We start from the raw sequence: 24780 nt of genomic DNA on the forward strand, positions 1-24780 counted from the left end.
CGTCGCCTGCGGCCCGGTGCGGCCCTGCGACAGGTCCTGCGCCGGCTGGGCGGCGGCGGACCCGGCGCTGGCCAGGAGGACGGCCAGGCCGGCCGCGGCGCGCCTCACGGGCAGCCTCCGCCGGTCTGGGCGCGGCCGAGAACGTCGGTGGCGCTCTCGCGGGCGTAGGGGCCGACCGGGCGGGTGATGAGCTGGCTGACCGCGCCGGTGGAGCGCGCCGCCGGGCACTGGCCGCGCAGCACCTTGGACGCGTCGAGCACCGACAAGTCGCGGCTGACGGTGCCGCTGGAGACGTCGTAGAGGCCGGTCTGCAATTGGAAGTCGCCGTCGACGTCCACGACGTTCAGCCGGTCGGTGGAGTTGATGAAGTAGCGACTCTGGATCAGCACGTTGGCGCCGCGCTGCTGGCCCAGCGCCAGGATCGCCCCGCCGTTGGAGATGATCGCCAGCGGGTCGCGGATCGTGATCTTGCCGCCCGTGCCGGGGCCGGAGGAGGTCTGGATCACGCCCGAGGCCTCGGCGCCCTCGAGGATCAGGAGGCCGGGCCGCGCGATGGCGATGTCGATGTCGCCGGCCGCGCCCGCGAAGGAGTTGGTGGTGATCCGGCCGCCGTTCGAGACGGTGATGTTGTCGGCGGCGATCTGGATCGTGCCCGCATCGCCGCCCGGCCCTGGGGGACCGCCCTGGCCGCCGAAGTTCGGGTTGCCGGCCTGGTTCTCGCTGTTGATCAGCGAGCGGCCGCCGTCGACCAGCAGGTTTCCGGCGTCGATCTCGATCAGGCCCGCCTGCTTCGGGTTGACGGAGAGGGTCGAGATCGAGCCACCGTTGAGGAGCGACAGGTCGTCGGCGCTGATGTGCACCTCGCCGGACGCTCCAGTCGCGCCGAGACCCGCGGACGAGGCGATCAGGCCACCGTCGAGTCGCAGGGATGCGGCCGCCAGCGTGACCGTGCCGGCGTTGCCGCGCCCGAAGGTGGCGGTGGTGATGCTCGCGTTCCGGCCGACCAGGACCGAGTCCGCCGTTATGCCGATCTCGCCCGCATCGCCATTCGAGCGGGACGTCGCGGCCGACAGGATGACCCCGCCCGTCTCCAGCGTGAGGCTCTTGGCCGCGATCGCGACCGAGCCGGCGTCGCCGAAGCCATCCGTGCTCGAGCTGATGCTGCCGGAGTTCCGCAGCGTGATCGCGTCGGCGTTGATCACCACCGCGCCGGCGTCGCCGCCCGCGAAGGTGTCCGAGGAGACCGCGGCGCCGTCGACGACGAGCGACCCCGTCCGCAGCGTGATGTCGCCGCCCGCGCCGCCATTCCCCACCGAGGAGATGCCGGAGGGCGGCGGTCCTGCCACGGACTGCAGGAGAATCTTGTTCGCGACGATCGTGATGTCCCCGGCGTCGCCGCCACCCAGAGCGGACGAGGAAACGATGGCGTTTCGGAGAACCGATAGCTCGCCCACCTGCATGCCGATGTCGCCAGCGTGTGCCGGGCCGAAACTAGTCGAAGAGATCACCGCGCCCCGGTCGAGCGTGACCTTACCGGCCTCGATGAAGACCCGGCCGCCCGCGCCCTGGTCGAGCGCCTCTGAGGCGATGAACACGGAGCCGCGGTTCTGACCGTCGAGGCTGACCTCGTCGGCGAAGATCCGGACGTCACCGCCTCGGCCAATGGACTTGCTGGTCGATGAAACGAGGCCGTCCGTCATCACGAGGCGGCCCACGTCGATGAGGACACTGCCAGCGTTGCCGGTACTCTTCTCGAGCGCCTCCGAGGTGATCTGCGAGCCGCCCTGGACGTCGAGGGTCCCGGCCGCGACGACCACGTCGCCGGCCGTGCCGACGGACGAGGTGTCAGACCTCAGCGCCGAGAAGAACTTGAGCGTTATGTCGGCGGCCGTGACGCGCACGAAGCCGCCACCGCCCTGCGCTCTAGCGCTGGACGTGACGAAAGTGTTGGTGAGATCGAGCGTTTCGGCCGCGATCTCGATCCGGCCGGCCTCACCCAGCGAGATTGAATCGGACGCGATGGTGCTGCCGCGAAGATCGACGGCCGCGCCGGAGATCATCACGACGCCGCCGTCGGCCACGCCGTTGGCGTTCGAGCGGACGCGGGAGTCGAGCATGAACACGTCGCTGTTGGCGCGCAGCTGGATGAGACCTGGAAGCGCGCCCAGCCCGTCCTTGGCGTCGCCCTGGATGTCGACGCGGTTGAACAGCAGGTTGTCGCCCTCGACGAGGATCCGACCGGGCGCGCCGTCGCCGATGGCGTTGGCCTTGATGACGGTGTCCTGCAGGACGACGAGCGGCGCGCGGAGCGCCGCGACGCCGGCCGCGTCGCGGGTGACGCTCGAGACCACGAAGAGCGAGCCGGAGGTTTCCAGCATGTCGGAAGCCGCCACGAACAGATTGCCGTTGGACGTGAGGGCGCTGCCCTCGATGTCCACCGCGCCGCCACCGATCCGCACCGAGCGGCCCCCGAAGGTCAGCTCGATGGCGGAGAGGTCGCTGTTCCCGACCTGCACCCGCCCGGCGGCGCCGGACGCCAGCGGATCGGCGAGGCGTACGGTCGCGGGGCCATCACCCACGCCGATCAGATCGAGGCCGCGGGTGACGAACCGGCTGTCGTCCACGCTGACGTGCGCGCCCGTGAAGTGCAGCGTCGTCTGCTCCGGATGGAGGTCGACGCCCTGGATGTCGATCGCGCCCTGCCCGCCCACGAAGCCCCAGGCTTCGGGCCCGGCGACCGAGAGCGTGGAGCCGCCCGGCGTGGCCACGGCGAAACGGTTCCCGTCGGCGAGCCGCAGGTCAGTGGCGGTGGAGAAGTGGGCGGCGGCGGGCACGTTCACCTGGGCGCCGGGCCCGAAGACGATGCCCGCCGGGTTGATGAAGTAGAATGTGGCGTTCGGCAGCGCCGTCGAGTCGATCGTCCCCGAGATGTGCGAGGCCTGGCCGCCGGTCACCCGGTTGATGACGTTGGCGATGGTCGCCGCATCCGGCCGGACCCAGCGAGCCACGTCGCCGCCGGCCAGGTCGAAGCGGGCGAAGCTGTGGAACAGGTTGCCGCCGACCCGCGTGCCGCCGCCGATCGTGAAGACCGGCCCCATCTGGCCGACCGTGGTGCCGAGCGCGCGGTCGGACGCCACGTCGGGGGCGATCACAGTCTGGGCGACGCCGCCCATCGGCCAACCCGCCAGGACCAGGCCGAGCGCGGCGACGGCGCCCCTCAACGCCAGGCTCCCAGCAGGGTGAAGGCGGCCCAGATGTTGGGGTCGGCCACGTCGCCGCCCTGGGCGATCATGGCGAGCTGGGCCTCGCGCAGCGCTTCGGACTTGGAGCGACCCTCGCGGTAGAGGCGGTAGAAGGTCTTCATCAGCTCGGCGGTCCCCGCGTCGCTGACCGGCCAGAGCGAGGCGATGGCGCTCTTGGCGCCCGCCTGCACGGCGGCGCCGGCCAAGCCCATGCTGGCCTCGTCGTCGCCCACCGCCGTCTCACAGGCGCTGAGCACCAGGAGGTCCAGCTCGCCGCCGCGCGTGCGGTTCTGGCTGAGGATTTGCCGCAGCTCGGACAGCAGGATCACCTCGCCGTTGGCGACGATGAAGGCGCGGTCCGAGCGGCCGTTGAACGACGCGTGGGTGGCCAGGTGCAGCACGTCCACTTGCTCGCGGGTCAGCGCGCCCACGAGGTCGGCCTTGTTGAAGTTCTCGAGCACCCACGAGCGGCGGATGCGGCGGCCGTCGGTGACGGCGGCGATGCGGGCCTCGGCGCCCGTGCCTTCCAGCTTCTCAAATCGGCCCGCGGGCAGGCTGACCTCGCGTTCGAGCGAGGCGGCGACCAGCTGCAGGCGCTGGGCGTCTTCCGCGCCGGCCTGCGAGTAGGCGAGCGCCGGGGCGACGGCGACGCGGGTCTTCTGGACGAGGAAACGGTTCTCGGCGTCGAGCAGCACGGCGAACGGCAGGCTGCGCAGCGCCCCGTCGGGCACCACCGCCAGCACCGAGCCGGGGGCGAGCTGGGCCTCGATGGGCTTGATCAGGAGATCGTAGAGCTGGCGCGAGGCGGCGCGCCAGCTGTCGTCCTGGCCGCTGGAGAGGGAGACGACGGCGGTCTCGACCAGGCGCGCGACCATCTGGCGATCGACGTCGCGGTTGGGCGGCAGGCGGCGGAACTGGGCCTCGCCGCCGGGGCCGCCGGCGACGTACAGCAGCTCCAGCCGGTCGGGCAGCAGGATCGGGTAGAGCAGCACCTCGCCGGCGCGCAGGGTCTCGGGCTTCAGTGGGTCGCGGGCCGGGATGCACTCGCTGCCGAACACGCTCTGCAGCTCGGCCTGGCGGTAGGCCTCAAGGACCTGCTGGGCGCTCTTCACGCGGATCGCGGCGGCCCCGTTCTCGGCCCCGGCGAGCTGGACGTCGACGGCGGCCTGGAACACCCGGCGCATGTAGAGCGAGAACGCCGTCTCCTCAGTGAGCGGGTCGAAGCGCGGCAGGAGCGGCCGGATCGCCTCCAGCGCGTCGTAGGCGGCCAGCGTGTGGGCCTCGCGGCTGGCCGGGTCGAGGTCGGCCAGCAGCAGGCGGAATTCCGGCAGCCGGGCCGGCAGGCTGCGCTGGGCTTCCTGCAGCAGGGCCTCGTCGATCAGCGCTCGGGCCGTGGCGGTGTCGCCGGCGGCGGCGGCCATGCGGGCCTCCAGCGCGGCGGCGTAGGCCTGGGCCGCCGGCGCCGGGACCTGGCGCATGGCGGCGGTGACGGCGGCCAGCTCGGGGGCGCGACCGGCGCGGGCGTCGAGGATGGCGGCGGCCAGCCGGCCCATGACCTCCGCGCGCAGGGCCGCCTCGGCGATCCGTTGCGCGTCGGCGAGGCCGGCTTCGGCGGACTGGGCGGCCTGGGCGCGGAAGTCGGTGGCGACGTCAGCGTTGGCTTCGGCCACAGACAGGCGCAGGCGCGCCAGTCGCAGCTCGGCCAGGGCGGCGGTGCGAGGGTCGCCGGCGGCGCGGGCCTGCTCGGCCGCACAGCCCAGCGAGGCCACCGACAACGGCAGGCTGGTGTTGACCACGAAGCTGGTGCGCCGCAGCAGATCGCACGGCCCGCCGCGCAGCTGTTCGACCTCGCGCACGGCGGCGGTGGGGCCGCGCCGGGCGCCGCCGCGCGTGCCACTGGCGGGCGCCCCGGAGAGCGAGACGAGGCCCAGGCGGTAGGCGGCCACCGACGCGGGCCCCTGCAGGCCGGCGCGGCTGGCGATCTGGAAGGCGCCGAGCAGATAGGTCTGGGCCTGGAGCTGGCTGCCCTGGGCGCTCACCCGCATCAGCTCGCCGGCGGCGGCGCAGTATTCGCTGAGCGCGAGGGCCGAGGGGCGTTCGGCGCCGGTGGGGGCCAGTTCGAGGGCCGGCGCGACCTCGCCGAAGGGATCGGCGCCGCTACGTTGGGCGAGGCGGAATTCGGCCTGGGCGGCGACGCGCTGGAGCTCGGCGTTGGCGGGATAGGCCGACAGGTCGGCGGCGCCCGACGGCAGGCACAGCCGGTCGGACAGCGCGGCGGACGCCACGCCGGGACAGGCGGCCAGGAGGCCTCCTCCCGCCACGGCAGCCACCGTGGACCACAATTTCTGGCCGGCCCCGCGCCGCATGCACCCCCTCAGGACTTGAGCGGGCAAGGTGTAGCGGGAGTTTCCTTAATGCGGGGTACCCGGCCGCGGCCGGTCAGGCCATTCCGCGCGAAAGGTCGCGGCGGCTGGCGTCGCCCAGCTGGGAGCCGCCGTCGCAGTCCAGGATCGTGCCGGTGATGTACGAGGCCGACGTGCTCGAGAGGAACACCGCCGCCTCGGCCACCTCGTCGATCCGGCCCCAGCGCTTGAGCGGGATGCGCTCCTGGTGGCCGCCGTCGGCCGAGGCGCTTGGCGCGAGCCGGCTCATGCCCTCGGTGCCGGCGATTGGGCCCGGCGAGATGCCGTTCACCCGCACGTCCGGCCCCCACTCCATGGCCAGCACCCGGATCGCCTGGTTGATCCCGGCCTTGGCGGCGCAGGCGTGGATCTGCAGCGGCGAGGCGTTGACCGCCTGGCCCGCGGTGATGGCGATCAGCGAGGCGCCCGGCAGGTTCAGGAGGTCGTAGCAGCCGCGGAAGACGTTGAAGGTGCCGTTGAGGTCGATGTCGACCACGGTGCGGAAGGCGTTGGCAGACATGCCGAGCGCCGGGGCCAGGAAGTTGCCCGCCGCGCCGGAGACGACGATGTCCAGCTTGCCCAGCTCGTTCACCACCTGCTCCATGGCCCCGCGGATCGCCGCGTAGTCGCGGACGTCGGCGGTGAGGCCGATGGCGTCCTGCCCAATCTCCTTGGCGGCGTTGGCGGCCTTCTCCGGATTGCGGCCCAGCACGGCCACCTTCGCGCCCAGCTCGGCGAAGCGCTTGGCGATGCCCAGGTTGATGCCGCTGGTGCCACCCGCCACGAACGCGGTCTTGCCGGCCAGGATGTCGTCCTTGAATGCGCTCACGTCCCGCTCCCTCGAGTCTCAAGACCTGAGTTGGCGCCGTTGCCCCTACGGAGGGGAAGTCGGCCCGCGCACGGGGCTGCCTTGGCGTCAGCCACATCAAGGCGTTAGGGGATAGGGTACGCCCGACCGAGCGGCCGGCAGAGCCGCCGGGACGTGGCGTGGGAGGCCGAAGTTGCTCAAGCGTGTCCTGATCGCCAACCGTGGCGAGATCGCCGTCCGCATCGCCCGCGCCGCCGCGGCGCTGGGGATCGAGAGTGTCGCCGTCTATTCGCCCGCCGACGCCCGCGGCCTGCATACCAAGGTGGCGACGACGGCGATGGCGATCGGGGCCGGCATGGCCGACCCGGTGGCCCCCTACCTCGACATCGACGCCCTGATCGCCGCCGCCCGGTCCAGCGGCTGCGACAGCGTCCACCCCGGCTACGGCTTCCTGTCCGAGAACGCGGCCTTCGCGCGGCGCTGCCTGGCCGAGGGACTGACGTTCGTGGGCCCGCCGCCCGAGGCGCTGGAACTGTTCGGCGACAAGGTCCGGGCGCGGGCCCTCGCCGCCTCGCTGGGCGTGCCGACGGTGGCCGGCAGCGACGGCGCGCTGGCCTCGGCGGAGGCGGCGGCGCAGGCGGCCGAGGCGGTGGGCTATCCGGTGATGCTGAAGGCGGCGGCCGGCGGCGGCGGTCGTGGCATGCGTCGGGTGGACGCGCCGGCCGAACTGGCGTCGGCGCTGGCGCGCTGCCGCAGCGAGGCCGAGGCGGCATTCGGCGACGGGGCGGTGTTCCTGGAGAAGCTGATCGCGCGGCCGCGGCACATCGAGGTGCAGGTGCTGGCCGACGCGACCGGCGCGGTCGTCCACCTGTGGGAGCGCGACTGCTCGGTCCAGCTCAGGAACCAGAAGGTGGTGGAGGTCGCGCCCGCCGCGGGCCTGGAGCCGGCCCTGCGCGAGCGCATCCTGGCCGACGCCATGCGGCTGGCGAAAGCTGCCGGCTATGTGAATGCGGGCACGGTGGAGTTTCTGGTCTCGCCCGAGGCGGGCGCGCACGTGTTCATCGAGTGCAACCCGCGCATCCAGGTGGAGCACACGGTCACCGAGGAGGTCACCGGCGTCGACCTGGTGGAAGCGCAGTTCCGGATCGCAGCGGGCGAGACGCTGACCGGGCTGGGCCTCAACGCCCCGCCGCCGACGCGGGGCTATGCGGTGCAGGCGCGGGTGACGGCGACCGGGGCCGGGACGCTGGACGGCTACATGGAGCCTGGCGGCCCGGGTGTGCGCGTGGACTCGTGCGGCTATGCGGGCCTCACGCCGCCGCCGCAGTTCGATCCGATGTTCGCCAAGGTGATCGCGCGCTCGGGCTCCGCCGGCACGCTGGCCTCGGCGGTGGAGCGCTGCGAGCGCGCGCTCGCCGAGTTCCACATCGCCGGCCTGCCGACCAACCTCGGCCAGCTGCGGGCGATCCTGGCCGAGCCGTCGGTCGCCGCGGGCGATGCGCGGACGACCCTGCTCAGCGAACGGCCCGAGCTGGCGTCCCCAGCCCTCGCCGCCCCGCCCTCGCCGGCCGCGGCGCTGCTGGGCTCGGCATCCGCCCGGAAGGCCGCCGGCGAGTCCGCGCCGCCGCCCGCCTTCCCGCTCGAAGCCGGCGAGGAAGGGGTCGAGAGCCCGATGGGCGGGTCCGTCGTTGAGCTGGCGGTGGCCGTGGGGGCGAGCGTCGCGGCCGGCGACACGCTGATGGTCGTCAGCGCCATGAAGATGGAGACCTCGGTGACCGCGCCCGTCGCCGGCGTCGTCACCCGGCTGGCGGCGCTGGAGGCCGGCTCGGCGGTGGTGGCGGGCCAGACGGTCGCGGCCATCGCGCCGGTCGCCGACGCGGGCGCGCACGCTGCGCCGCGGACCTACGGCGAGGACAGCTGGGCGCCGACCATGGGCCAGGTGGCGGCGCTGCAGCAAATCGCGCTCGACCGCTTCGGCCCCGACACCCGCGACCCCGGCGTGATCCGCCAGCGCAACCGCCAGAAGCTCACCTGCCGCGAGCGCATCGACCTCCTGCTGGATCCGGGCAGCTTCCGCGAGGTGGGCAGCCTGGCGGGCTTTGCAAGCTACGATCCGGACGGCGGCATCGCCGACTTCACGCCGGCCAACCACGTCGGCGGCTGGGGCGCGGTGGAAGGCCGCCGCACCATCGTCTGCGCCGACGACTTCACCTCGCGCGGCGGCCACTCGGACGGCGCGATCGGGCAGAAGAGCCGCTACCTCGACGAGCTTTCCCTCGAATACCGCTGCCCATCGGTGCGGCTGCTGGACGGCTCATCGGGCGGCGGCAGCGTGGCCTCGATGGTGCCCAAGCAGGCGGCCGAGGGCGAGGCCTCCGTCCGCGAGAGCTCCGGCGCGATCAAGGCCGGGGCGCCCCGGGTCTCGGGCGGCGGGGGCTCGTTCCTGCCCGGACACCTGGGCAGCGAGATGTACGCGGAACAGCTCGGCAGCGTGCCTGTGGTGAACCTCCTGCTGGGCAGCGTGGTGGGCATCGGGGCGGCCAAGGCCGTGCTGGGCCACTTCTCGGTGATGGTGCGCGACATCGCCCAGCTGTTCGTCGCCGGCCCGCCGGTGGTGGCGCATGCGATGGGCTACGAGATCAGCAAGGAGGAGCTGGGCGACTGGCGCATCCATTGCCGCAACGGCGCGGTGGATAACCTGGCGGACTCTGAGGCCGACGCCGTGGCGCAGGCGAGGCGCTTCCTCTCCTACCTGCCGCCCAGCGTCTGGGACGCCCCGCCGCGCACGACCTGCGACGACCCCACCGACCGTCGCGAGGAGGAGCTGTTCACGATCGTGCCGCGCAAGCGGACCACCACCTTCGACATGCGCCGCGCCATCCGGCTGATGGCCGACAGGGGCAGCTTCTTCGAGATCGGGCCGCTATGGGGCGCCGACCAGATCACCGGGCTGGCGCGGTTCAACGGCATCCCCGTCGGGATCATGGCGTCGGACAGCCGGCACGAGAACGGCGGCGCCCTGACCGCCGACGGCTGCGACAAGCTGCGGCGACTCTCCGACCTCTGTGACCTCTTCCACCTGCCGATCGTGAACCTCGTGGACAACCCGGGCTTCGCGGTGGGGCTGGAGCACGAGATCGCCGGCACGATCCGCAAGGGCGGCGAGTGGATGATCGCCTTCTCCCAGGTCGGCGTCCCGATCTTCACGGTGATCATGCGGCGCAGCTTCGGCGTGGCTGGGAACAACTATGCGACGCCCAAGGCCAGCGCCTCGGCGCGGGTGGTGTGGCCGGCGGCCGACGTGGGCGGCATCCCGCCCGAGGGCGGCATCGAGGCGGCCTACAAGCGCCAGCTCAGCGAGGCGGCCGACCCGGCGGCCCTTCGCGCCGAGATCGAGGCGCGGATCGAGAGCGTGCGCGGGCCCGTCGGGCCGCTGAACCGCTTCCAGATGGAGGAGATGATCGACCCGCGCGACACCCGCGCCTGGATCTGCGAATGGGCTGAGAACGCCTGGCGGCTGGTCACCCAACCGGCACGGCTGGGCCCGCGGCCTTTGGGATACAGGCCCTAGGCGCCGCCCGCGCGCTTTGCGACGCCCTCTGCAACTGATAGACGCGGACAGCTTGTCGCGGTAGCGTAACCATACGAGCAATACGAGCCGGGGACGCATGCGCTCTATTGATCGGGGCCAAGAGGACGGGACTGCAGTGCAAGGTGAGAGTCGCGAAGCGGGCCCCGTGAACTTGCACGCATGCACGACTAATTGGGGTGCGCGTCTTGGGCGCCCTCTCGATGACGCGCGTTTCACCTTCGGATGCGCGGCGTGAGCGTCCCGCAGTCTCCGCCCTCGCCGGAGCACCGCGCCAGGTCCGTTCGCGCAGCCCTGGCGCGCGGTGATCTGCTGAGCGCTTACGACGAGGTCGTGCGGCGGGGAAACACCGAGCACCAGGAGCTGAACTATCTCGAGGTGCTGACCCTGGCGCGGCTGGGCGATACCCAGCGGGCGCTGCGTCTCTATGACGACTACGGGTTGGCGGAAGCCGACGACGCCGACTCCCTGTCGCTCAAGGCGCGCCTGCTGAAGGACCTGGCCTTCCACAGCCACGGCGAGCCCGATCACGAACGGTTGATCGAGGCCTGCGAACTCTACGAGGCGGTGCACGAGCGCACCCACTCCAGCTATCCCGCGATCAACGCGGCCAGCCTGGCCCTGATCGCGGGGAAGACCGACCTCGCCCGCTGCCTGGCCGAGAAGGTCGCCGGCGAGACGGCGGTCGACCGGCGCAGCGGCTACTTCTCGCTGGCTACGTTGGCCGAGGCGCTGGTGGTGCTGGGCGACGTACCCGGCGCGCGCGACGCGCTGAGCCGCGCGCTGGAGGCGCCCGACGCCGACGCGGGCGCCCGGTCGACCACGATGCTGCAGCTGCAGCGGCTGGCCGCCGCCCGCAACGCGCCCCCGGGAATGGAGACCCTGCTGGAGCTGGTCCAGCCCCCGCGGGTGGCGATGTTCTGCGGCAACATCTTCGTCGGCGACCCCGAGCTCGAAGAACGGCTGGCGGCCGAGATGACCGAGGTGATCAGCCGCGAGAACGTGGGCTTCGGGTACGGCGCGCTGGCGGCCGGTAGCGACATCATCATCGCCGAGCAACTCCTCGCCCGTGGCGCCGAGATCCACGTGATCCTGCCGTTCGCCGAGGCCGACTTCCTGGAGCAGTCGGTGGCGCCGGCGGGTGAGAGCTGGATCGCGCGCTACCACGCCTGCGTGGCGTCCGCCGCCTCGCTCACCTACGCCAGCAGCATGAGCTTCATGGGCGGGATGGATCAGTTCGCCTACGGCTCCAAGGTGACCATGGGCATGGCGCGTCTGCGGGCGCGACAGCTGCACGCCGAGGCGATCCAGCTGGTGATCGTGGAGGAGCGCGGCGACCGCACGCTGAGCGGGTCGGACATCACCGCCTGGCGCCAGACCGGCGGCCGATCGGAAGTGGTGGTGGCGCCGCCGCTGACCCGGCCCGTGATGCCGCCCCCGCCGGCCGAGGCGACGGTGGAGCGCGGCACCTACGGCCTGATGTTCACCGACTATCCGGGCTTCTCGAAACTCGACGAGCGCGTGCTGCCGCTCTTCTGGGAGGAAGTCATGGTGCGGGCCGCCCGCACGCTAGAGGGCTACGGCGAGGTGATCCGGCAGGGCAACACCTGGGGCGACGCGATCTTCGCCGTGTTCGGCGACGCGGCGACCGCGGCGGCGGCCGCGCTGGACCTCTGCGAGGAGCTGGGCAAGGTCGACTGCAAGCGCCTGGGCGTGCGCGAGGGCACCGCCATGCGGATCGCCCTGCACTACGGCACGACATATTCGGGCTACGACCCGGTGACCCGGCGGACCAACTACTATGGCACCGAGGTGTCGAAGGCCGCGCGGATCGAGCCCGTGACGCCGTCGGGCAGTGTGTACGTCACCGAACCGTTCGCCGCGGTGCTCGAGATGTCCGACGACCATCCGTTCGCCTGCAACTACGTGGGCAAGATCGCCCTGCCGAAGAACTACGGCGTCTATCCGCTGTATCGCCTGAGCCGGCTGTACTAGCGCCTTGACGCCCCTCGCGCAGGCGGCGCGCTGAGGCGGTCGCACTCGGCGGTGAGGGCGCGGGTGAAGCTGGCGTCAGCCCCGAGCGTCTCGCGCAAGATGCCCATACCTGCCGCGCAATCGCTGCGGGCCTCCGCGAGGCGTCCGGCCCTGGCCAGGATCTTGGCGCGGTTGACCAGCAAGTCGCCGTGGTTGGGGTGGGTCTTGCCGTAGCTGGCGTCATAGTTCCGCTTGGCGTCCGCCAGGGTGACGAGCGCCGCGTCCGTGCGGCCGCGCTCGGACTCGATCATCGCCAGGTAGACCTCGGCGATGCCGATCAGGAAGTGGGGCCCGCCGAAGGCCTTGCGATAGATGGCTACGGCCTCCCGCAACGATCGCTCGGCTTCGCTGAACTGGCCCAGGCCCTGGTAGATCTGGCCCTGCATCGAGAGGGTGTTGGCCAGGATGGGATTGTCGGCGTCGAGGACCTTGCGCTCGATCTTGAGCGCCTCGGCGACCTGCTGTCGAGCCTTCGGCAGGTTGCCGGCGTTGAACGAATTCTGCGCCAACGAGTACCAGGCCTTGCCCGACTGCAGGTGGCCCGGTCCCAGTTCCTTCTGAAACAGGGCCAGCGACTCCTGGAGCGAAGCTTCCGCAGCGGCGAACTGGCCATCGTCAGAGAGCAACAGGCCGCGATTGCTCAGCACGGACGCCACCGAGCCGGGCGGCGCATCATCGGCGCGGCGGAAGTAGTACATGGCGCGGTCGAACGCGGAGAGACCGTCCTTCACGCGCGACGCATTGACCAGAATGCGCCCTCGGGCGAGTGACGCCTTGCCGCGCAGGTACGGGTGCGCCTCTGGGTTTGGGCCGATCAGGCGTTCTGCCCGGTCGGCCGTGGCCAGCGACTTCTCGAGCTGGCCCTGGAGCCCATACGTCTGGGCCAGCGTGAGCATGGCGTCCACCCCGTCGGGACCGGCCTTTTCGATGACAGGCATGGCCTCCTCGAGCGAGGCCGCCGCCTCGTTGAGAAGGCCCAGGTTGTTGTAGGCGCGACCGAGGGTGGCCAACAGGCGGGCCTCGATGGTGGGCTGCCCGGCCAGCTCGCGCCGCGCACGCTCGGCGCTGCGGCCAAGAATTGTGAGGGCCGTGATCGTGCGCGGATTCTCGGTCGCCGGGTTGGACAGCTCGAAGGTGCCCACCAGGTAGTCCGAGGCGGCGCGCGCGGCGGCGGCCTCGTGCTCGGCGATGGCCCGCTGCGCGTTCGCCTCCATCCGCAGCGAGTTGGCGTAGAACGCCAGCCCGCCGGTGACCAACATGCCCATGAAGGCGCCGACGGCCACGGCGGTGACCTGGGCGATGCGCCGCTGGGTCTCCCGCCGAACCAGCTCGTCGAGCTTGAGGCCGGTGAGCCCCGCGATCAGCTTCTGGGTCGCCAGCCGCCGGCCGTCGGCCTCGCGCCGCAGGTCGGCGGCGATCGGCTCGGCCGGCATGTCGGACAGCCTGCCGTCCGGCCCGATGCGCCAGCGCAGGGCCTCGGGGAAGCACTCGAGGTGGTGGCTGCCCGGAATGTCGCTGGCGTGGGGCTCGCCGTCGACCACCAGGGCCAGCACGCGGCCGTCGCCGTGAAATTGCTTGAACTGGCGGATCTCTTCGTTGACCCACCGCGAGCGGGCAGCCGCCGGCGAGCAGACCACGATGAGGAACATCGAGCCCCGGAGCGCCGCGGTGAGCTCGGCGGTCAGGTCGCCCGAGGCCGGCAGCTCCTCGCGGTCGCGGAAGATCGGGCGCAACCGCCGGGGCGTCTTGCCCACGGCGGTCTCTTTGCCAATCAGCTTGTCCGGGATCGGGTAGGACTCGATCGCGCGGTGGAGCCGCTGAGCGAGCTGTTTGTCGGCATGGCTGTAGCTGATGAACGCCCGGTAGGCGTACGTGGGATCCGGTCTGGTTTCGGTTTCCGGGTCAGCCGCCGTCATTGCCTAGCTGTACGACGGCGCACGCCGGCGCCGCAACGCCGCTCCCAGGACTCCGAAGCCAAGGATGAGGGTCATCCACGTCGACGGTTCGGGAATGGGGTCGCCATCGAGGAACCGGAACGGCTGGAACGACTGCGGATCGAAGACGATGCCCGTGATCGTGTTGATCGCGCTGATCGACGGACCGTCGAAGGCGGCCAGGGCAAGGTCTGCGCCGCCACCGCGACCGATGGGATCGCCGAAGCCGGAGTAGGCCACGAGGCACGTGATCTGCGTGATGCAGTCCGTGCGGGTGCGGCTGGTGACCCGCGTCCGGTACTGGATGACCTGGCTGTCGCCCTGCTCGAGGAGCGCGTTCAGCGGGATCACGATGTCGGTCGAATCCCAGGCGTAGGCCAAGGCGAACGGCGTGTCGTACGCGGTGACGAAACCGGCCAGAGCGCCCGCGGCGGCGTCCAGGTTGTAGTCGGCGAAGACGTTGTCGCCGTCCCGGTAGAGCGCCAGCGAGCCGCTCAGCGAATAGAGGGTCACCTCGTTGCTGACGATGTCGAACTCGAAGTCCGAGAAGGCGAAGGCCTCGCCGTCCGCGACCGAGGGATCCAGGTCGGCGAAGGTAAAGCCGGTGCTGGTCTGGCCGTAGCCCGTGAAGATGTTGTTGTCGATCGCCGCGCCGGTGCGGTCCTGCAGGTAGAAGCCCAGGCCGGCCGGGATGATCGTCGAGCCGAAGTCCTGGATGGAGAGCAGGCCATCGGAGACGTTGGTCACCGTGACGTCGACGCCCGAGAACGAGGTCGCCTCGGCGAAGCTGCCGGAGACGGCCACGCCGCTCTCGAAGCTCACGGTCGAGCTGGTGATGCTGACCAGCGCCTCGACGCTTCCGCCCTCGCCATTGTCCACGAATGTCTGGCGTCCGGCGCCCACGTCGATCGTGTTCGTGCCGTTCACGATCTGGCCGCTGGCGAGGCCCGTCGCGTCAATCGTCTGCGCCTGAGCGCTCGCGCAAAACAGCAGCGCGCCAATGGCGGCTGCATATCCTAGGCCACGCATCGGCCCCCCCCTTCACAATACGGAGTGGCGACCCGCCACAACTCGACCCTGATATTAACACAGAGTTACCGGGTAGCGATCCGGTTCTCTTCTGAGGTGAAAAGGAGACTCTAACTTAGTCTTATCCGTCCCGGGACGACTGGGGGCCTCTTGGCGCCGTCTATGCGGGCCAGACCCTAATCCACAGGATGCGGACCGCAGATGCTCAATTTGGGCATGCCGCGCGGCGCGTTCACGTGTCGCGTTATGTGAATCGCCCTAGACTTCGAGCCTGAAGACAAGGGGGTTCTTCGCCGCATGCGCTCCCGCATGTCCGACCGTACCGGCGCAGCGATCCGCAAGCTGCGGCTGGCGCGCGGGTGGAATCTCGCAACGCTGAGCGCCCAGAGCGGCGTGCCGATCTCGACCATCTCCCGCGTCGAGCTGGGCCAGAACGCCCTGAATTACGAGAAGTTGATGCGCCTGTGCCGTGCGCTGGAGGTGGACCTCGAGGGCCTTGTGGCGCGCGAGGCCGAGACTGCGCCCGCCGCCTCGGGCCGGCGCTGCGTGGTCCGCGCCGGCGACGGGCCGCCCACGCGCGACGGCGGCAACACCGGACGGCGCGCGGCGTCGGACCTCCTGTCGAAGAGCCTGTCGCCGATCGTGCTGGACGTCACCGCCGCGAGCCTCGCCGCCCACGGACCGTTCGCGAACCACGAGGGCGAGGCCTATGTGCTGGTGCTGGAGGGGGAGGTGGAGTTCCACAGCCATCTCTATGCGCCGCTGACCCTGGCCGCGGGCGACGCCGTCTATTTCGACGCCGCGGGCGGTTATGCGCTGGTTGCGCCCGGACGCCCGGCCAAGGCTCTGCTGGTCGCCTCGGGCGAGACAGGGTTCGGCCCTTAGGAGTCGCGCTGCAGTTGAAGCTTTCGCGCCAGGCTCAACTCGCGAAGGTTGAACAACCGGGTCAGACGAACGCGAGTTCCCAATTTTTCGCGGGAATTCCCACAATTTACCAATAATCAAACCGCCCTTGGGATGTTCGCAATCGGCGGGGCCTGACCGGCGTCGCTTAGCCCAGAAACGGCAACGGCGAGCCATCCCATGCAGCGCTCAGGCGCCCCTGCTGTCGATTGTTCCGGCGCGCCCCGCGTACCTGCCGTCCTTTGGGCTGACCTGACCGCCGCCGCCCCGCATGCGGCCGGCGGAGCGTTCCTCGAGGCTTCCCCCAGCCTCGGAGACGCTCCGTCGACCGACCCCCTCCGCCCGAGCCGCTAAGCCGCCGCCGCCCCCCAGAGACGACGATGACCTTCCTGAACAACGTGAACATCTCCAAGAAGCTGACGATCGGCTTTGCGATCATCGTGACGGTCGTAGCCGTCATGTGCGCGGCGGTGTTCGCAAGCCTGATGAGCATCAAGAGTGCGGTCACGCTGAACGACCAGAGCGTCGCCCAGCTCGAGCTCGCCGACCAGATCCTCACCGCGCGGGTGGAGCGCCAGAACGCCATCCGCGGCCTGGTGGCCAGCGGCGACCCGGCGTTCGTCAAGAAAATCGACGAAGCCGGCAAGTCGTACGAGACCGCGCTCGCGGAGTTGAAGCGCGAGGCGCCGGAAGACCCCAAGGACATCGCCGCCATCGAGGCGGCCGTCGTCAAGATGGCGCCGGAAGAGGCCTACCTCATTGAGGCGGGCCAGGATCCGATGCGCCAGGCCGAGGCGATGATGGCCCTGGGCTCGAAGGGCCGGCTCGACGACCTCCGCAAGGCCCACGCCGCCTTCACCGCTAAGGAATCCGCCCTGCTGAAGCAGCGCGCCGCCGCCCAGTCGGCTTCGCAGGCCTTCGCCGTCACGCTGCTGGCGGTGGGCTCGCTGCTGGCCGTCGCCCTGTCGGTGCTGCTGGGCGCGGTGCTGTCGGGGGCCATCGCCAAGCCCGTGGCCGCGATGACCAACGCCATGGGCAAGCTGGCCGCGGGCGACACCAACGTCGAGGTCCCGGCCGTCGGCCGCAAGGACGAGGTGGGCCGCATGGCCGCCGCCGTCCAGCACTTCAAGGACGCCGCCATCGAGAAGGCGCGCATCGAGGCCGACGCGAGCGAGACCCGCCGCGCCGCCGAAACCGCCCGCCAGCAGAACGACGCCGAGCGCGCCGCCACTGCGGCCGAGCAAGCCAAGGTCGTCGAAGGCCTGGCCACGGGCCTCGAGCGGCTCGCCGCCGGCGCCCTCACCTTCCGCCTCAACGAGGCGTTCCCGTCGCACTACGAGCAGCTGCGCGCCGACTACAACCGCGCCATGGACACGCTGCAGACGACCATGCGCGAAGTGTCCGTCAACGCCACGGCCGTCCGTTCGGGCGCCGGCGAGATCACCTCGGCCTCGGACGACCTGTCGCGCCGCACCGAGCAGCAGGCCGCCAGCCTGGAAGAGACCGCCGCGGCCCTCGACCAGATCACCGCCACCGTCCGTAAGACCGCCGAAGGCGCCGCCCAGTCCCGCGAGGCCGTCGGCGTCGCCAAGGGTGACGCGGAACGTTCGGGCGTCGTCGTCCGCGACGCGGTCGCCGCCATGAGCGAGATCGAGAGCTCGGCCAAGCAGATCGGCCAGATCATCGGGGTGATCGACGAGATCGCCTTCCAGACGAACCTGCTGGCCTTGAATGCCGGCGTCGAAGCGGCTCGCGCCGGCGACGCGGGCAAAGGCTTCGCGGTCGTGGCGTCGGAAGTCCGGGCCCTGGCCCAGCGCTCGGCCGAAGCGGCCAAGGAGATCAAGTCGCTGATCTCGGCTTCGTCGCAGCAGGTGGAGCGTGGCGTGGGCCTGGTCGGCGAGACCGGCAAGGTGCTCGAGCGCATCCTCACCCAGGTCACCTCGATCAACGGCGCGGTCACCGAGATCGCCGCCTCGGCCCAGGAGCAGGCCACGGGCCTGCAGCAGGTCAACACCGCCATCAACCAGATGGACCAGGTGACCCAGCAGAACGCCGCGATGGTCGAGCAGGCCACCGCCGCCAGCCACGCGCTGTCGTCGGAAAGCGAGGCGCTGGCCCGCCTGATCGCCCGCTTCGAGCTGGGCGCCGGGACCTCGGCCGCCGCGCCCGCCCCGGCCCGCGCGCCGCAGCGCGCGGCGATCGCCATGAAGACCACCGGCCGCGGCGGCGCCGCCATCAAGTCGGTCGCCGATGTCGAAGAAGACGCCTGGGACGAGTTCTGAGCATGACCCAAACCGTGACCCTGGGCGACGCCCTCGACATGACCGCCGCCGGCCCTCTGGTCCAGGAGCTCCTGGGCCATCGCGGCCAACCGCTTGCGCTGAACGCGTCGGGCGTGCGGCGGCTCGGCGGCCAGTGCCTGCAGGTGCTGCTGTCGGCCCAGGCGACCTGGGCGGCGGACGGCCAGCCCTTCGAAGTCGTCGAACCCTCGCCCGAGTTTGCGGAAGGCCTCGCCCTGATGGGCGCGGCCGACCTTTGCCCGCCTGAAACGGCGTCCCTTCCCTAGTCCAGGACCGAACCCATGAGCATGACTGTCCTTACCGTCGATGACTCCCGGACCATGCGCGAGATGCTGCGCCTGGCCCTCGCCGACGCGGGCTTCCGCGTCGTCCAAGCCGAAGACGGCATCCACGGGCTGGAAGTCCTCCAGGCCGAACAGCCGCAGGTCATCGTCACCGACATCAACATGCCGCGCATGGACGGCTTCGGCTTCATCGAAGAAGTCCGCGGCGACCAGCGCTATCGCGCCATCCCGATCCTGGTGCTGACCACCGAAAGCGACGCGGAGAAGAAGAACCGCGCGCGGATGGCCGGCGCCACGGGCTGGATCGTGAAGCCCTTCAATCCCGACAAGCTGGTGGACGCGATCCGCCGCGTCGCCGCCTGACGACCTGACGACGCCTACCTTCGCCACCCGCCGAGACGAGTTCGAGGAAACGCCCACGTGGATCCGCTAGCCGCAATCCGGGAAACATTCTTCCAGGAATGTGAGGAACAGCTCTCCGAGCTGGAATCCGGCCTGCTCGCCATGGAAGGCGGGGACACGGATCCCGAGACGATCAACGCCGTCTTCCGGGCCGTGCATTCCATCAAGGGCGGCGCTGGCGCCTTCCAGCTGGAAGCGCTGATCCGCTTCGCGCACGTCTTCGAGACCGCGCTGGACGAGATGCGCTCTGGCCGTCTGGCGGCCACGAGCGACGTGCTCAAGACCATGCTGCGGGCGGCGGACGTCCTGGCCGACCTGGTGCGCGCGGCGCACAGCGGCTCGGAGGCGGAGCACCCGCTGGCGGCGTCCCTCGCCGACGAGCTGAAGGCCATGAGCGGCGCGGCCGCCGACGACGACGACGGCGGCGAAGAGGACTGGGGCGACTTCGAATTCAAGCCCATGGCCGCGGCGATGGACCTGCCGGCCGACGACGTGGGCGCGGCTGCGGCGAACGGCTTCGTCGTGAAGTTCAAGCCGCGAACGGACCTCTACCACAAGGCCAACGAGGCGGCCCTGCTGCTACGAGAGCTGGCGCGCCTGGGCGACACGACCGTGGAGCTGCACGCCCACGACGTGCCCCCGCTGCACGAGATCGATCCCGAGGCGGCCTATCTCGCCTGGACAATCACCATCCACGGCGACGCCGACGAGATGGCGGTCCGCGAGGTCTTCGAGTGGGTCGACGGCGACTGCGAGCTCGAGATCACCCCGCTGGGTGGCCGCGACGGCGCAGCCGAGAGCGACGGTGGCCTGGACGTGGCCGCCCTGCTGGCCCGCGTGCAGGGCGACGCGCCCGCCGCCGACGAGCCGCCGGCCGAGACCAACACCGTCGACGTGGCGTCGCTGATCGCCAAGCTGGAGCCCATCGCCGAAGCGCCGGTCGTCGTGCCCTTGACGCCCGCGCCCGCCCAGGAGGCCGCCGCCGAGGCGCCGGCCGCGCCGGGGCAGGTGCGCAAGACGGAAGCCGGCGCCACCATCCGGGTCGACCTGGACCGCGTCGACCGCCTGATCGACCTGGTCGGCGAGCTGGTCATCAACCAGGCCGTGCTGGCCCAGCGGGTGATGGAGGCGGGCCTGGCCCGCGCCAGCGCCGTCGCCATGGGCCTGGACGAGCTGGAGCAGCTGACCCGCGAGATCCAGGACAGCGTCATGGCGATCCGGGCCCAGCCGGTGAAGTCGGTGTTCCAGCGGATGCCGCGCCTGGTGCGCGAAGTGGCCGCCATGACCGGCAAGCCGGTGCGCCTGGTCACCGAAGGCGAAGGCACCGAGGTCGACAAGACGGTCATCGAGCGCCTGGCCGATCCGCTGACGCACATGATCCGCAACGCCATCGACCACGGCCTGGAGAGCCCCGACAAGCGGGCCGCCGCGGGCAAGCCGGCCGAGGGCGTGGTCAAGCTGGCCGCGTTCCACCGTTCGGGCCGCATCGTCATCGAGGTCTCGGACGACGGCGCCGGCATCAACCGCGAGCGCGTCAAGGGCATCGCCATCGAGAAGGGCCTGATCTCGGCCGAGGCGTCGCTCTCGGACGAAGAGATCGACAACCTGATCTTCATGCCCGGCTTCTCGACGGCCGCCGAAGTCTCCGACATCTCGGGCCGCGGCGTCGGCATGGACGTGGTCCGCCGCTCGATCCAGGCCCTGGGCGGCCGCATCAACATCGCCTCGCGGCCGGGCAAGGGCTCGACCTTCACCATGAGCCTGCCGCTCACCCTGGCGGTGCTCGACGGCATGGTTGTGTCGGTCAACAACCAGACCCTGGTCGCCCCGATCACCGCGATCGTGGAGACCCTGCAGCCGAAGGCCGAGGACGTGCACAGCCTGGGCGGCCATGCCCGGGTGATCTCCATCCGCGGCGGCTTCGTGCCGCTGATCGACATCGGCATGGCCCTGGGCTACCGGCGCGATCCGCTGCCGGCCACCCAGGGCGTGGCGCTCCTGATCGAAGGCGAAGGCGGCTCCCGGGCGGCGCTGCTGGTCGACGCGATCCAGGGCCAGCGCCAAGTGGTCATCAAGTCCCTCGAAGCGAACTACCGGCAGGTGCCGGGTGTCGCCGCCGCCACCATCCTGGGCGACGGCCGCGTGGCCCTGATCCTCGACATCGACACCATCGTCACCGTTTCCCGCGGCGACATGCGCAAGGCATCGTGATCATGAACCAGATCCTCACCTCCAACGGTCAGGCCCAAGCCGGCGGCATGAAGGAGCTGATCTCCTTCCGGATCGGCGCGCAGGAATTCTGCGTGGACATCATGGCCATCCGCGAGATCCGCGGCTGGACCGCCGCCACGGCGCTCCCGCAGTCGCCCTCCTTCGTGAAGGGCGTGATCAACCTGCGCGGCGCGGTGCTGCCCATCGTCGACCTGGCCGCGCGCCTGGGCTTCGAGAGCACCGAAGCGTCGGACCGCAACGTCATCATCGTCGCCCAGATCGGCGAGCAGGTCGTGGGTCTGCTGGTCGACGCGGTGAGCGACATCCTGACGGTGACCGACGACGTGATCCAGCCCACTCCGGACGTCGCGTCCGAAACCGCCAAGAGCTTCATCCGCGGCCTGATCGCCATGGATGGCCGGATGATCAGCCTGATCGGTCTCGAGCGCGTGCTCCCCGACACGGAGCTGGAAGCCGCCTGATGTCCGTCTTCGCGCCGACATCTGCGCGCCCGGGCGCCAATATGGTGGAAGGCGAGTTCGCCTTCACCGAAGCCGATTTCCGCAAGATCTCGGCGATGGTGCATGGCGACGCGGGCATCCATCTGCCCGACGCCAAGGCGACGCTCGTCTACTCGCGCCTGGCGAAGCGGCTGCGGGCCCTGGGGCTGACCAGCTTCAAGGACTACTGCACCCTCGTCGCCGGCGGCGAGGGCCTCGACGAGCGCCAGAAGATGCTGGCTGCGCTGACCACCAACGTCACCCGCTTCTTCCGCGAGCCGCACCACTTCGACCACCTGCGCGACAAGATCCTCCCGCCCCTGCTGGACGCCGCGCGCCGCGGCGGCAAGGTGCGGATCTGGTCGGCCGCCTGCTCCAGCGGGCAGGAGCCGTTCTCCATCGCCATGACCATCCTGTCGCTGATGCCGGACGCGCCGGAGAAGGACATCAAGATCCTGGCCACCGACATCGACCCCAACATGGTCGCTGAGGGCCGCTCGGGGACCTATGCCGCCCACCTGCTGGACGGCGTGCCCGACGCCTTCCGCAAGCGCTGGACCACGTCCGGGCCGGATGGCCGGGTGCGGATGTCCGACGACCTGCGCGCGATGGTGACCTTCAACGAGCTGAACCTGATCGGCGACTGGCCGATGAAGGGCAAGTTCGACGCCATCTTCTGCCGCAACGTCGCGATCTACTTCGAAGACGACACCCAGGCCCGCCTGTGGAGCCGCTTCGCTCCCCTCAACCAAGTGAACGGCGCCCTCTACATCGGTCACTCCGAACGTATCCAGGGCCCGGCAGTCTCGGCCTACAAGCCGGACGGCGTCACGACCTATCGCCGCGTCCAGGAGGGCGCCCGATGACCCGCGTACTCGTCGTCGACGACTCCTCTGTCATGCGCCAGCTGATCGGCGCCGCGCTTTCCGCCGACCCCGACCTCGAGGTCGTGGGCGAGGCCGGCGATCCGTTGCAGGCGCGCGAAGCCATCAAGGCGCTGAACCCCGACGTCATCACCCTCGATGTCGAGATGCCGAACATGAACGGCATCGACTTCCTCGAGCGGATCATGCGGCTGCGGCCGATGCCGGTGGTGATGGTGTCCACGCTGACCGCGCGCGGCACCGAGGCGACCCTGGCGGCCCTCGAGCTGGGCGCTGTGGACTGCATCGAGAAGCCCCGCGGGTCCGACGCCGCCGGCTTCCGCGAGATCGCCGAGAAGGTGAAGATGGCGGCCCGCGCCCGCGTCCGCCAGCGGATCAAGCGCGAAGAGCCGCAGCCGACCGACGAGTTCACGCCCAGCGACCGCATCGTGGCGATCGGCTCGTCGACCGGGGGCGTCGAGGCCCTGCTGACGCTGGTCGAGCGGCTCCCGGCCAACTGTGCGCCGACCGTCATCGCCCAGCACATGCCGGCCAGCTTCACCAAGAGCTTCGCCGAACGCCTGAACCGCGCCTGCGCCGCCACCGTCACCGAGGCGCGCAACGGCGACCCCCTCGTGCCGGGCCGCGTCTACGTGGCGCCCGGCGGCGACTTCCACCTCGAGATCGAGGGCGCGAAGCACCTGCGCTGCAAGGTCACCAACGGCGACCCGGTCAGCGGCCACTGCCCCTCGGTGGACGTGCTCTTCAACTCCGTCGCCCGCACCGCCAAGGATCGCGGCGTGGGCGTGATCCTGACCGGAATGGGCCGGGACGGCGCCCGTGGCCTGCTCTCCATCCGGCAGGCGGGAGGACGCACCCTCGGCCAGGACGAAGCCACCTGCGTCGTCTACGGCATGCCCCGCGCCGCCTACGAACTGGGCGCAGTCGAGCGCCAGCTCCCCCTGGAGAAGCTCGGCCCCGCCGTCCGCAACCTGACCAACAAAGAAATGGAACGCTGAGATGCCGGCGAGTTCTTCCCTCTCCTGCCTGGTCGTCGACGACCAACAGACCATGCGTTCGCTGGTCCGTACGGGCCTGCAACAACTCGGCTTCCGGACCATCTATGAGGCTCCGGATGGCGAGGAAGGCCTGCGTCAGATGCTGGCGCGGCCGATCCACCTGGTGATCTCCGACTACAACATGCCCAAGCTGGACGGGCTGGGTCTGCTGCGGGCCATCCGCTCGCACCCGCCGATCCAGAAGACGGCCTTCATCATGCTCACCGGCCGCGCCGACAAGGAGCTGGTGCAGCGGGCGGTGCAGTTCGGGGTCAACAACTACCTCGTGAAGCCGTTCACCGTCGGAACCCTGAAGGAAAAGATCGAAGCGATCTTCGGCGTCCTCGCGTGAATTACAGCCCGTCCGCACATGACCCCGCCTACGGCGCGGAACTCCGGCAGATCCATGTGATCCAAGGGCAGTTCCACGTCGCCGAGGGCGAAGACGTGGTCCTGACCACGATCCTCGGGTCGTGCGTGGCGGCGTGTATCCGCGACCCCGTCCTGGGGATCGGCGGGATGAACCACTTCCTCCTGCCCGGCGCCACCGGCGACGAGGGCCTGCGCTACGGTGTGCAGTCGATGGAACTCCTGCTCAACGCCTTGCTGCGCAGGGGCGCGCGGCGTGAGCGGCTGGAGGTCAAGCTGTTCGGCGGGGCGCACCTGTTCGACGGGCTTTCCGACGTCGGCGCGCAGAACTCCACTTTCGCCGAGCAGTTCCTGCGCGACGAAGGGCTGAACTACCTGGGCGGCTCGCTGCGCGGCGATCGCGCGCGGCGCGTCCAGTACTGGCCGGTCAGCGGGCGCGCCCGCCAGATCCTGCTGGCCCCCACCGAATCCAAGGTCTTCGCCACCGAGCGCCGCCAGCCGGTCGCCAAGGTCGAGGACACCGGCGCCCTGGAGCTGTTCTGATGAGTGGGCAAGAGGCCGCCGTCCTGCCCTGCCTGCGGGAGTCGCTGGACCTCGTGGCCCAGGAAGCCAACGACTTGGTGCACCTGGGCGACCAGATCCAGGGCGTGATCTCGCGCCTGGTGGGCGCCGCCTTGCCCAGCGATCCGACCCTGCTGGTCGACGCCCAGGCGGCCGACCTGCTCAGCCAGCGCCTGTCGGGCCTGGCCAATTTCGTGAAGGCGCTGGCCGACGCCGCGCCCGCGGGCCTGGCCGCCGACATCGAGAACGCCATCCGCACCCTGACCCTGGCCGAGCAGGCGCGCCGCCTGT

18 protein-coding genes are annotated in these 24780 nt (G+C 70.8%); 13 read left to right on the forward strand and 5 right to left on the reverse strand.

The features are described from left to right. Positions 1–104: 104 nt before the first annotated feature. The 3 genes from VGD44_RS13320 to VGD44_RS13330 form a co-directional block, all read right to left on the reverse strand. Positions 105–3221 carry a filamentous hemagglutinin N-terminal domain-containing protein gene (locus VGD44_RS13320; RefSeq protein ID WP_331087782.1) on the reverse strand — a complete coding sequence of 1039 codons (3117 nt, stop codon included), beginning with the start codon at positions 3219–3221 and terminating at the stop codon, positions 105–107. Further along, positions 3218–5563 (reverse strand): CHAT domain-containing protein, encoded by a 2346-nt coding sequence (locus tag VGD44_RS13325; RefSeq protein WP_331087785.1) that lies wholly within the window; start codon positions 5561–5563, stop codon positions 3218–3220. Before VGD44_RS13325 ends, VGD44_RS13320 begins: the two co-directional genes overlap by 4 nt. A gap of 118 nt (positions 5564–5681) precedes the next feature. Further along, complete coding sequence (locus VGD44_RS13330; RefSeq protein WP_331087787.1) at positions 5682–6473, reverse strand: SDR family oxidoreductase; 792 nt, start codon at positions 6471–6473, stop codon at positions 5682–5684. Positions 6474–6645: 172 nt separating this feature from the next. Here VGD44_RS13330 and VGD44_RS13335 point away from each other — a divergent pair, with 172 nt between their 5' ends. Further along, positions 6646–10023, forward strand: coding sequence for a carboxyl transferase domain-containing protein (locus VGD44_RS13335; protein WP_331087789.1), 3378 nt, complete (start codon positions 6646–6648; stop codon positions 10021–10023). Positions 10024–10275: 252 nt separating this feature from the next. Beyond that, entirely contained in the window at positions 10276–12036 is a 1761-nt protein-coding gene (locus VGD44_RS13340; protein ID WP_331087791.1) for a tetratricopeptide repeat-containing protein, read from the forward strand. On the opposite strand, the gene VGD44_RS13345 is transcribed toward VGD44_RS13340, so the two are convergent. Continuing rightward, positions 12033–13991, reverse strand: a complete 1959-nt coding sequence (locus VGD44_RS13345) for a toll/interleukin-1 receptor domain-containing protein (RefSeq protein WP_331087793.1) — start codon at positions 13989–13991, stop codon at positions 12033–12035. The genes VGD44_RS13340 and VGD44_RS13345 overlap by 4 nt on opposite strands. 3 nt (positions 13992–13994) lie before the next feature. Continuing rightward, positions 13995–15038 (reverse strand): PEPxxWA-CTERM sorting domain-containing protein, encoded by a 1044-nt coding sequence (locus tag VGD44_RS13350; RefSeq protein WP_331087795.1) that lies wholly within the window; start codon positions 15036–15038, stop codon positions 13995–13997. A gap of 309 nt (positions 15039–15347) precedes the next feature. Between VGD44_RS13350 and VGD44_RS13355 the strand changes: the two genes are divergently transcribed. From VGD44_RS13355 to VGD44_RS13405, 11 genes are all read left to right on the forward strand, one after another. Then, positions 15348–15923 (forward strand): XRE family transcriptional regulator, encoded by a 576-nt coding sequence (locus tag VGD44_RS13355; protein WP_331087797.1) that lies wholly within the window; start codon positions 15348–15350, stop codon positions 15921–15923. Between the two features lie 398 nt (positions 15924–16321). Next, positions 16322–18223 carry a methyl-accepting chemotaxis protein gene (locus tag VGD44_RS13360; protein WP_331087800.1) on the forward strand — a complete coding sequence of 634 codons (1902 nt, stop codon included), beginning with the start codon at positions 16322–16324 and terminating at the stop codon, positions 18221–18223. A 2-nt stretch (positions 18224–18225) separates the two neighbouring features. After that, positions 18226–18507 (forward strand): STAS domain-containing protein, encoded by a 282-nt coding sequence (locus VGD44_RS13365; protein ID WP_331087802.1) that lies wholly within the window; start codon positions 18226–18228, stop codon positions 18505–18507. A 15-nt stretch (positions 18508–18522) separates the two neighbouring features. Continuing rightward, positions 18523–18888 (forward strand): response regulator, encoded by a 366-nt coding sequence (locus VGD44_RS13370; RefSeq protein WP_331087804.1) that lies wholly within the window; start codon positions 18523–18525, stop codon positions 18886–18888. A 57-nt stretch (positions 18889–18945) separates the two neighbouring features. Continuing rightward, entirely contained in the window at positions 18946–21138 is a 2193-nt protein-coding gene (locus VGD44_RS13375; RefSeq protein ID WP_331087806.1) for a chemotaxis protein CheA, read from the forward strand. Positions 21139–21140: 2 nt separating this feature from the next. Beyond that, entirely contained in the window at positions 21141–21620 is a 480-nt protein-coding gene (locus VGD44_RS13380; protein WP_414694654.1) for a chemotaxis protein CheW, read from the forward strand. Continuing rightward, positions 21620–22504 carry a protein-glutamate O-methyltransferase gene (locus tag VGD44_RS13385; protein ID WP_331087808.1) on the forward strand — a complete coding sequence of 295 codons (885 nt, stop codon included), beginning with the start codon at positions 21620–21622 and terminating at the stop codon, positions 22502–22504. Before VGD44_RS13380 ends, VGD44_RS13385 begins: the two co-directional genes overlap by 1 nt. Continuing rightward, on the forward strand, positions 22501–23520 hold the full coding sequence (locus VGD44_RS13390; RefSeq protein WP_331087809.1) for a chemotaxis response regulator protein-glutamate methylesterase: 1020 nt from the start codon (positions 22501–22503) through the stop codon (positions 23518–23520). The genes VGD44_RS13385 and VGD44_RS13390 overlap by 4 nt, the downstream gene beginning before the upstream one ends. Before the next feature lies 1 nt (position 23521). Further along, the gene (locus VGD44_RS13395) at positions 23522–23911 is read left to right on the forward strand and encodes a response regulator (protein WP_331087811.1); all 390 of its coding nucleotides are present in this window, start codon (positions 23522–23524) and stop codon (positions 23909–23911) included. Continuing rightward, positions 23908–24471, forward strand: coding sequence for a chemotaxis protein CheD (locus VGD44_RS13400; protein WP_331087813.1), 564 nt, complete (start codon positions 23908–23910; stop codon positions 24469–24471). Before VGD44_RS13395 ends, VGD44_RS13400 begins: the two co-directional genes overlap by 4 nt. Beyond that, positions 24471–24780: hypothetical protein (locus tag VGD44_RS13405; protein WP_331087815.1), on the forward strand; the 310-nt coding region annotated here is incomplete at its 3' end. The genes VGD44_RS13400 and VGD44_RS13405, both read left to right, overlap by 1 nt.

This window comes from Phenylobacterium sp., from assembly GCF_036402295.1.
Lineage (GTDB): Bacteria > Pseudomonadota > Alphaproteobacteria > Caulobacterales > Caulobacteraceae > Phenylobacterium.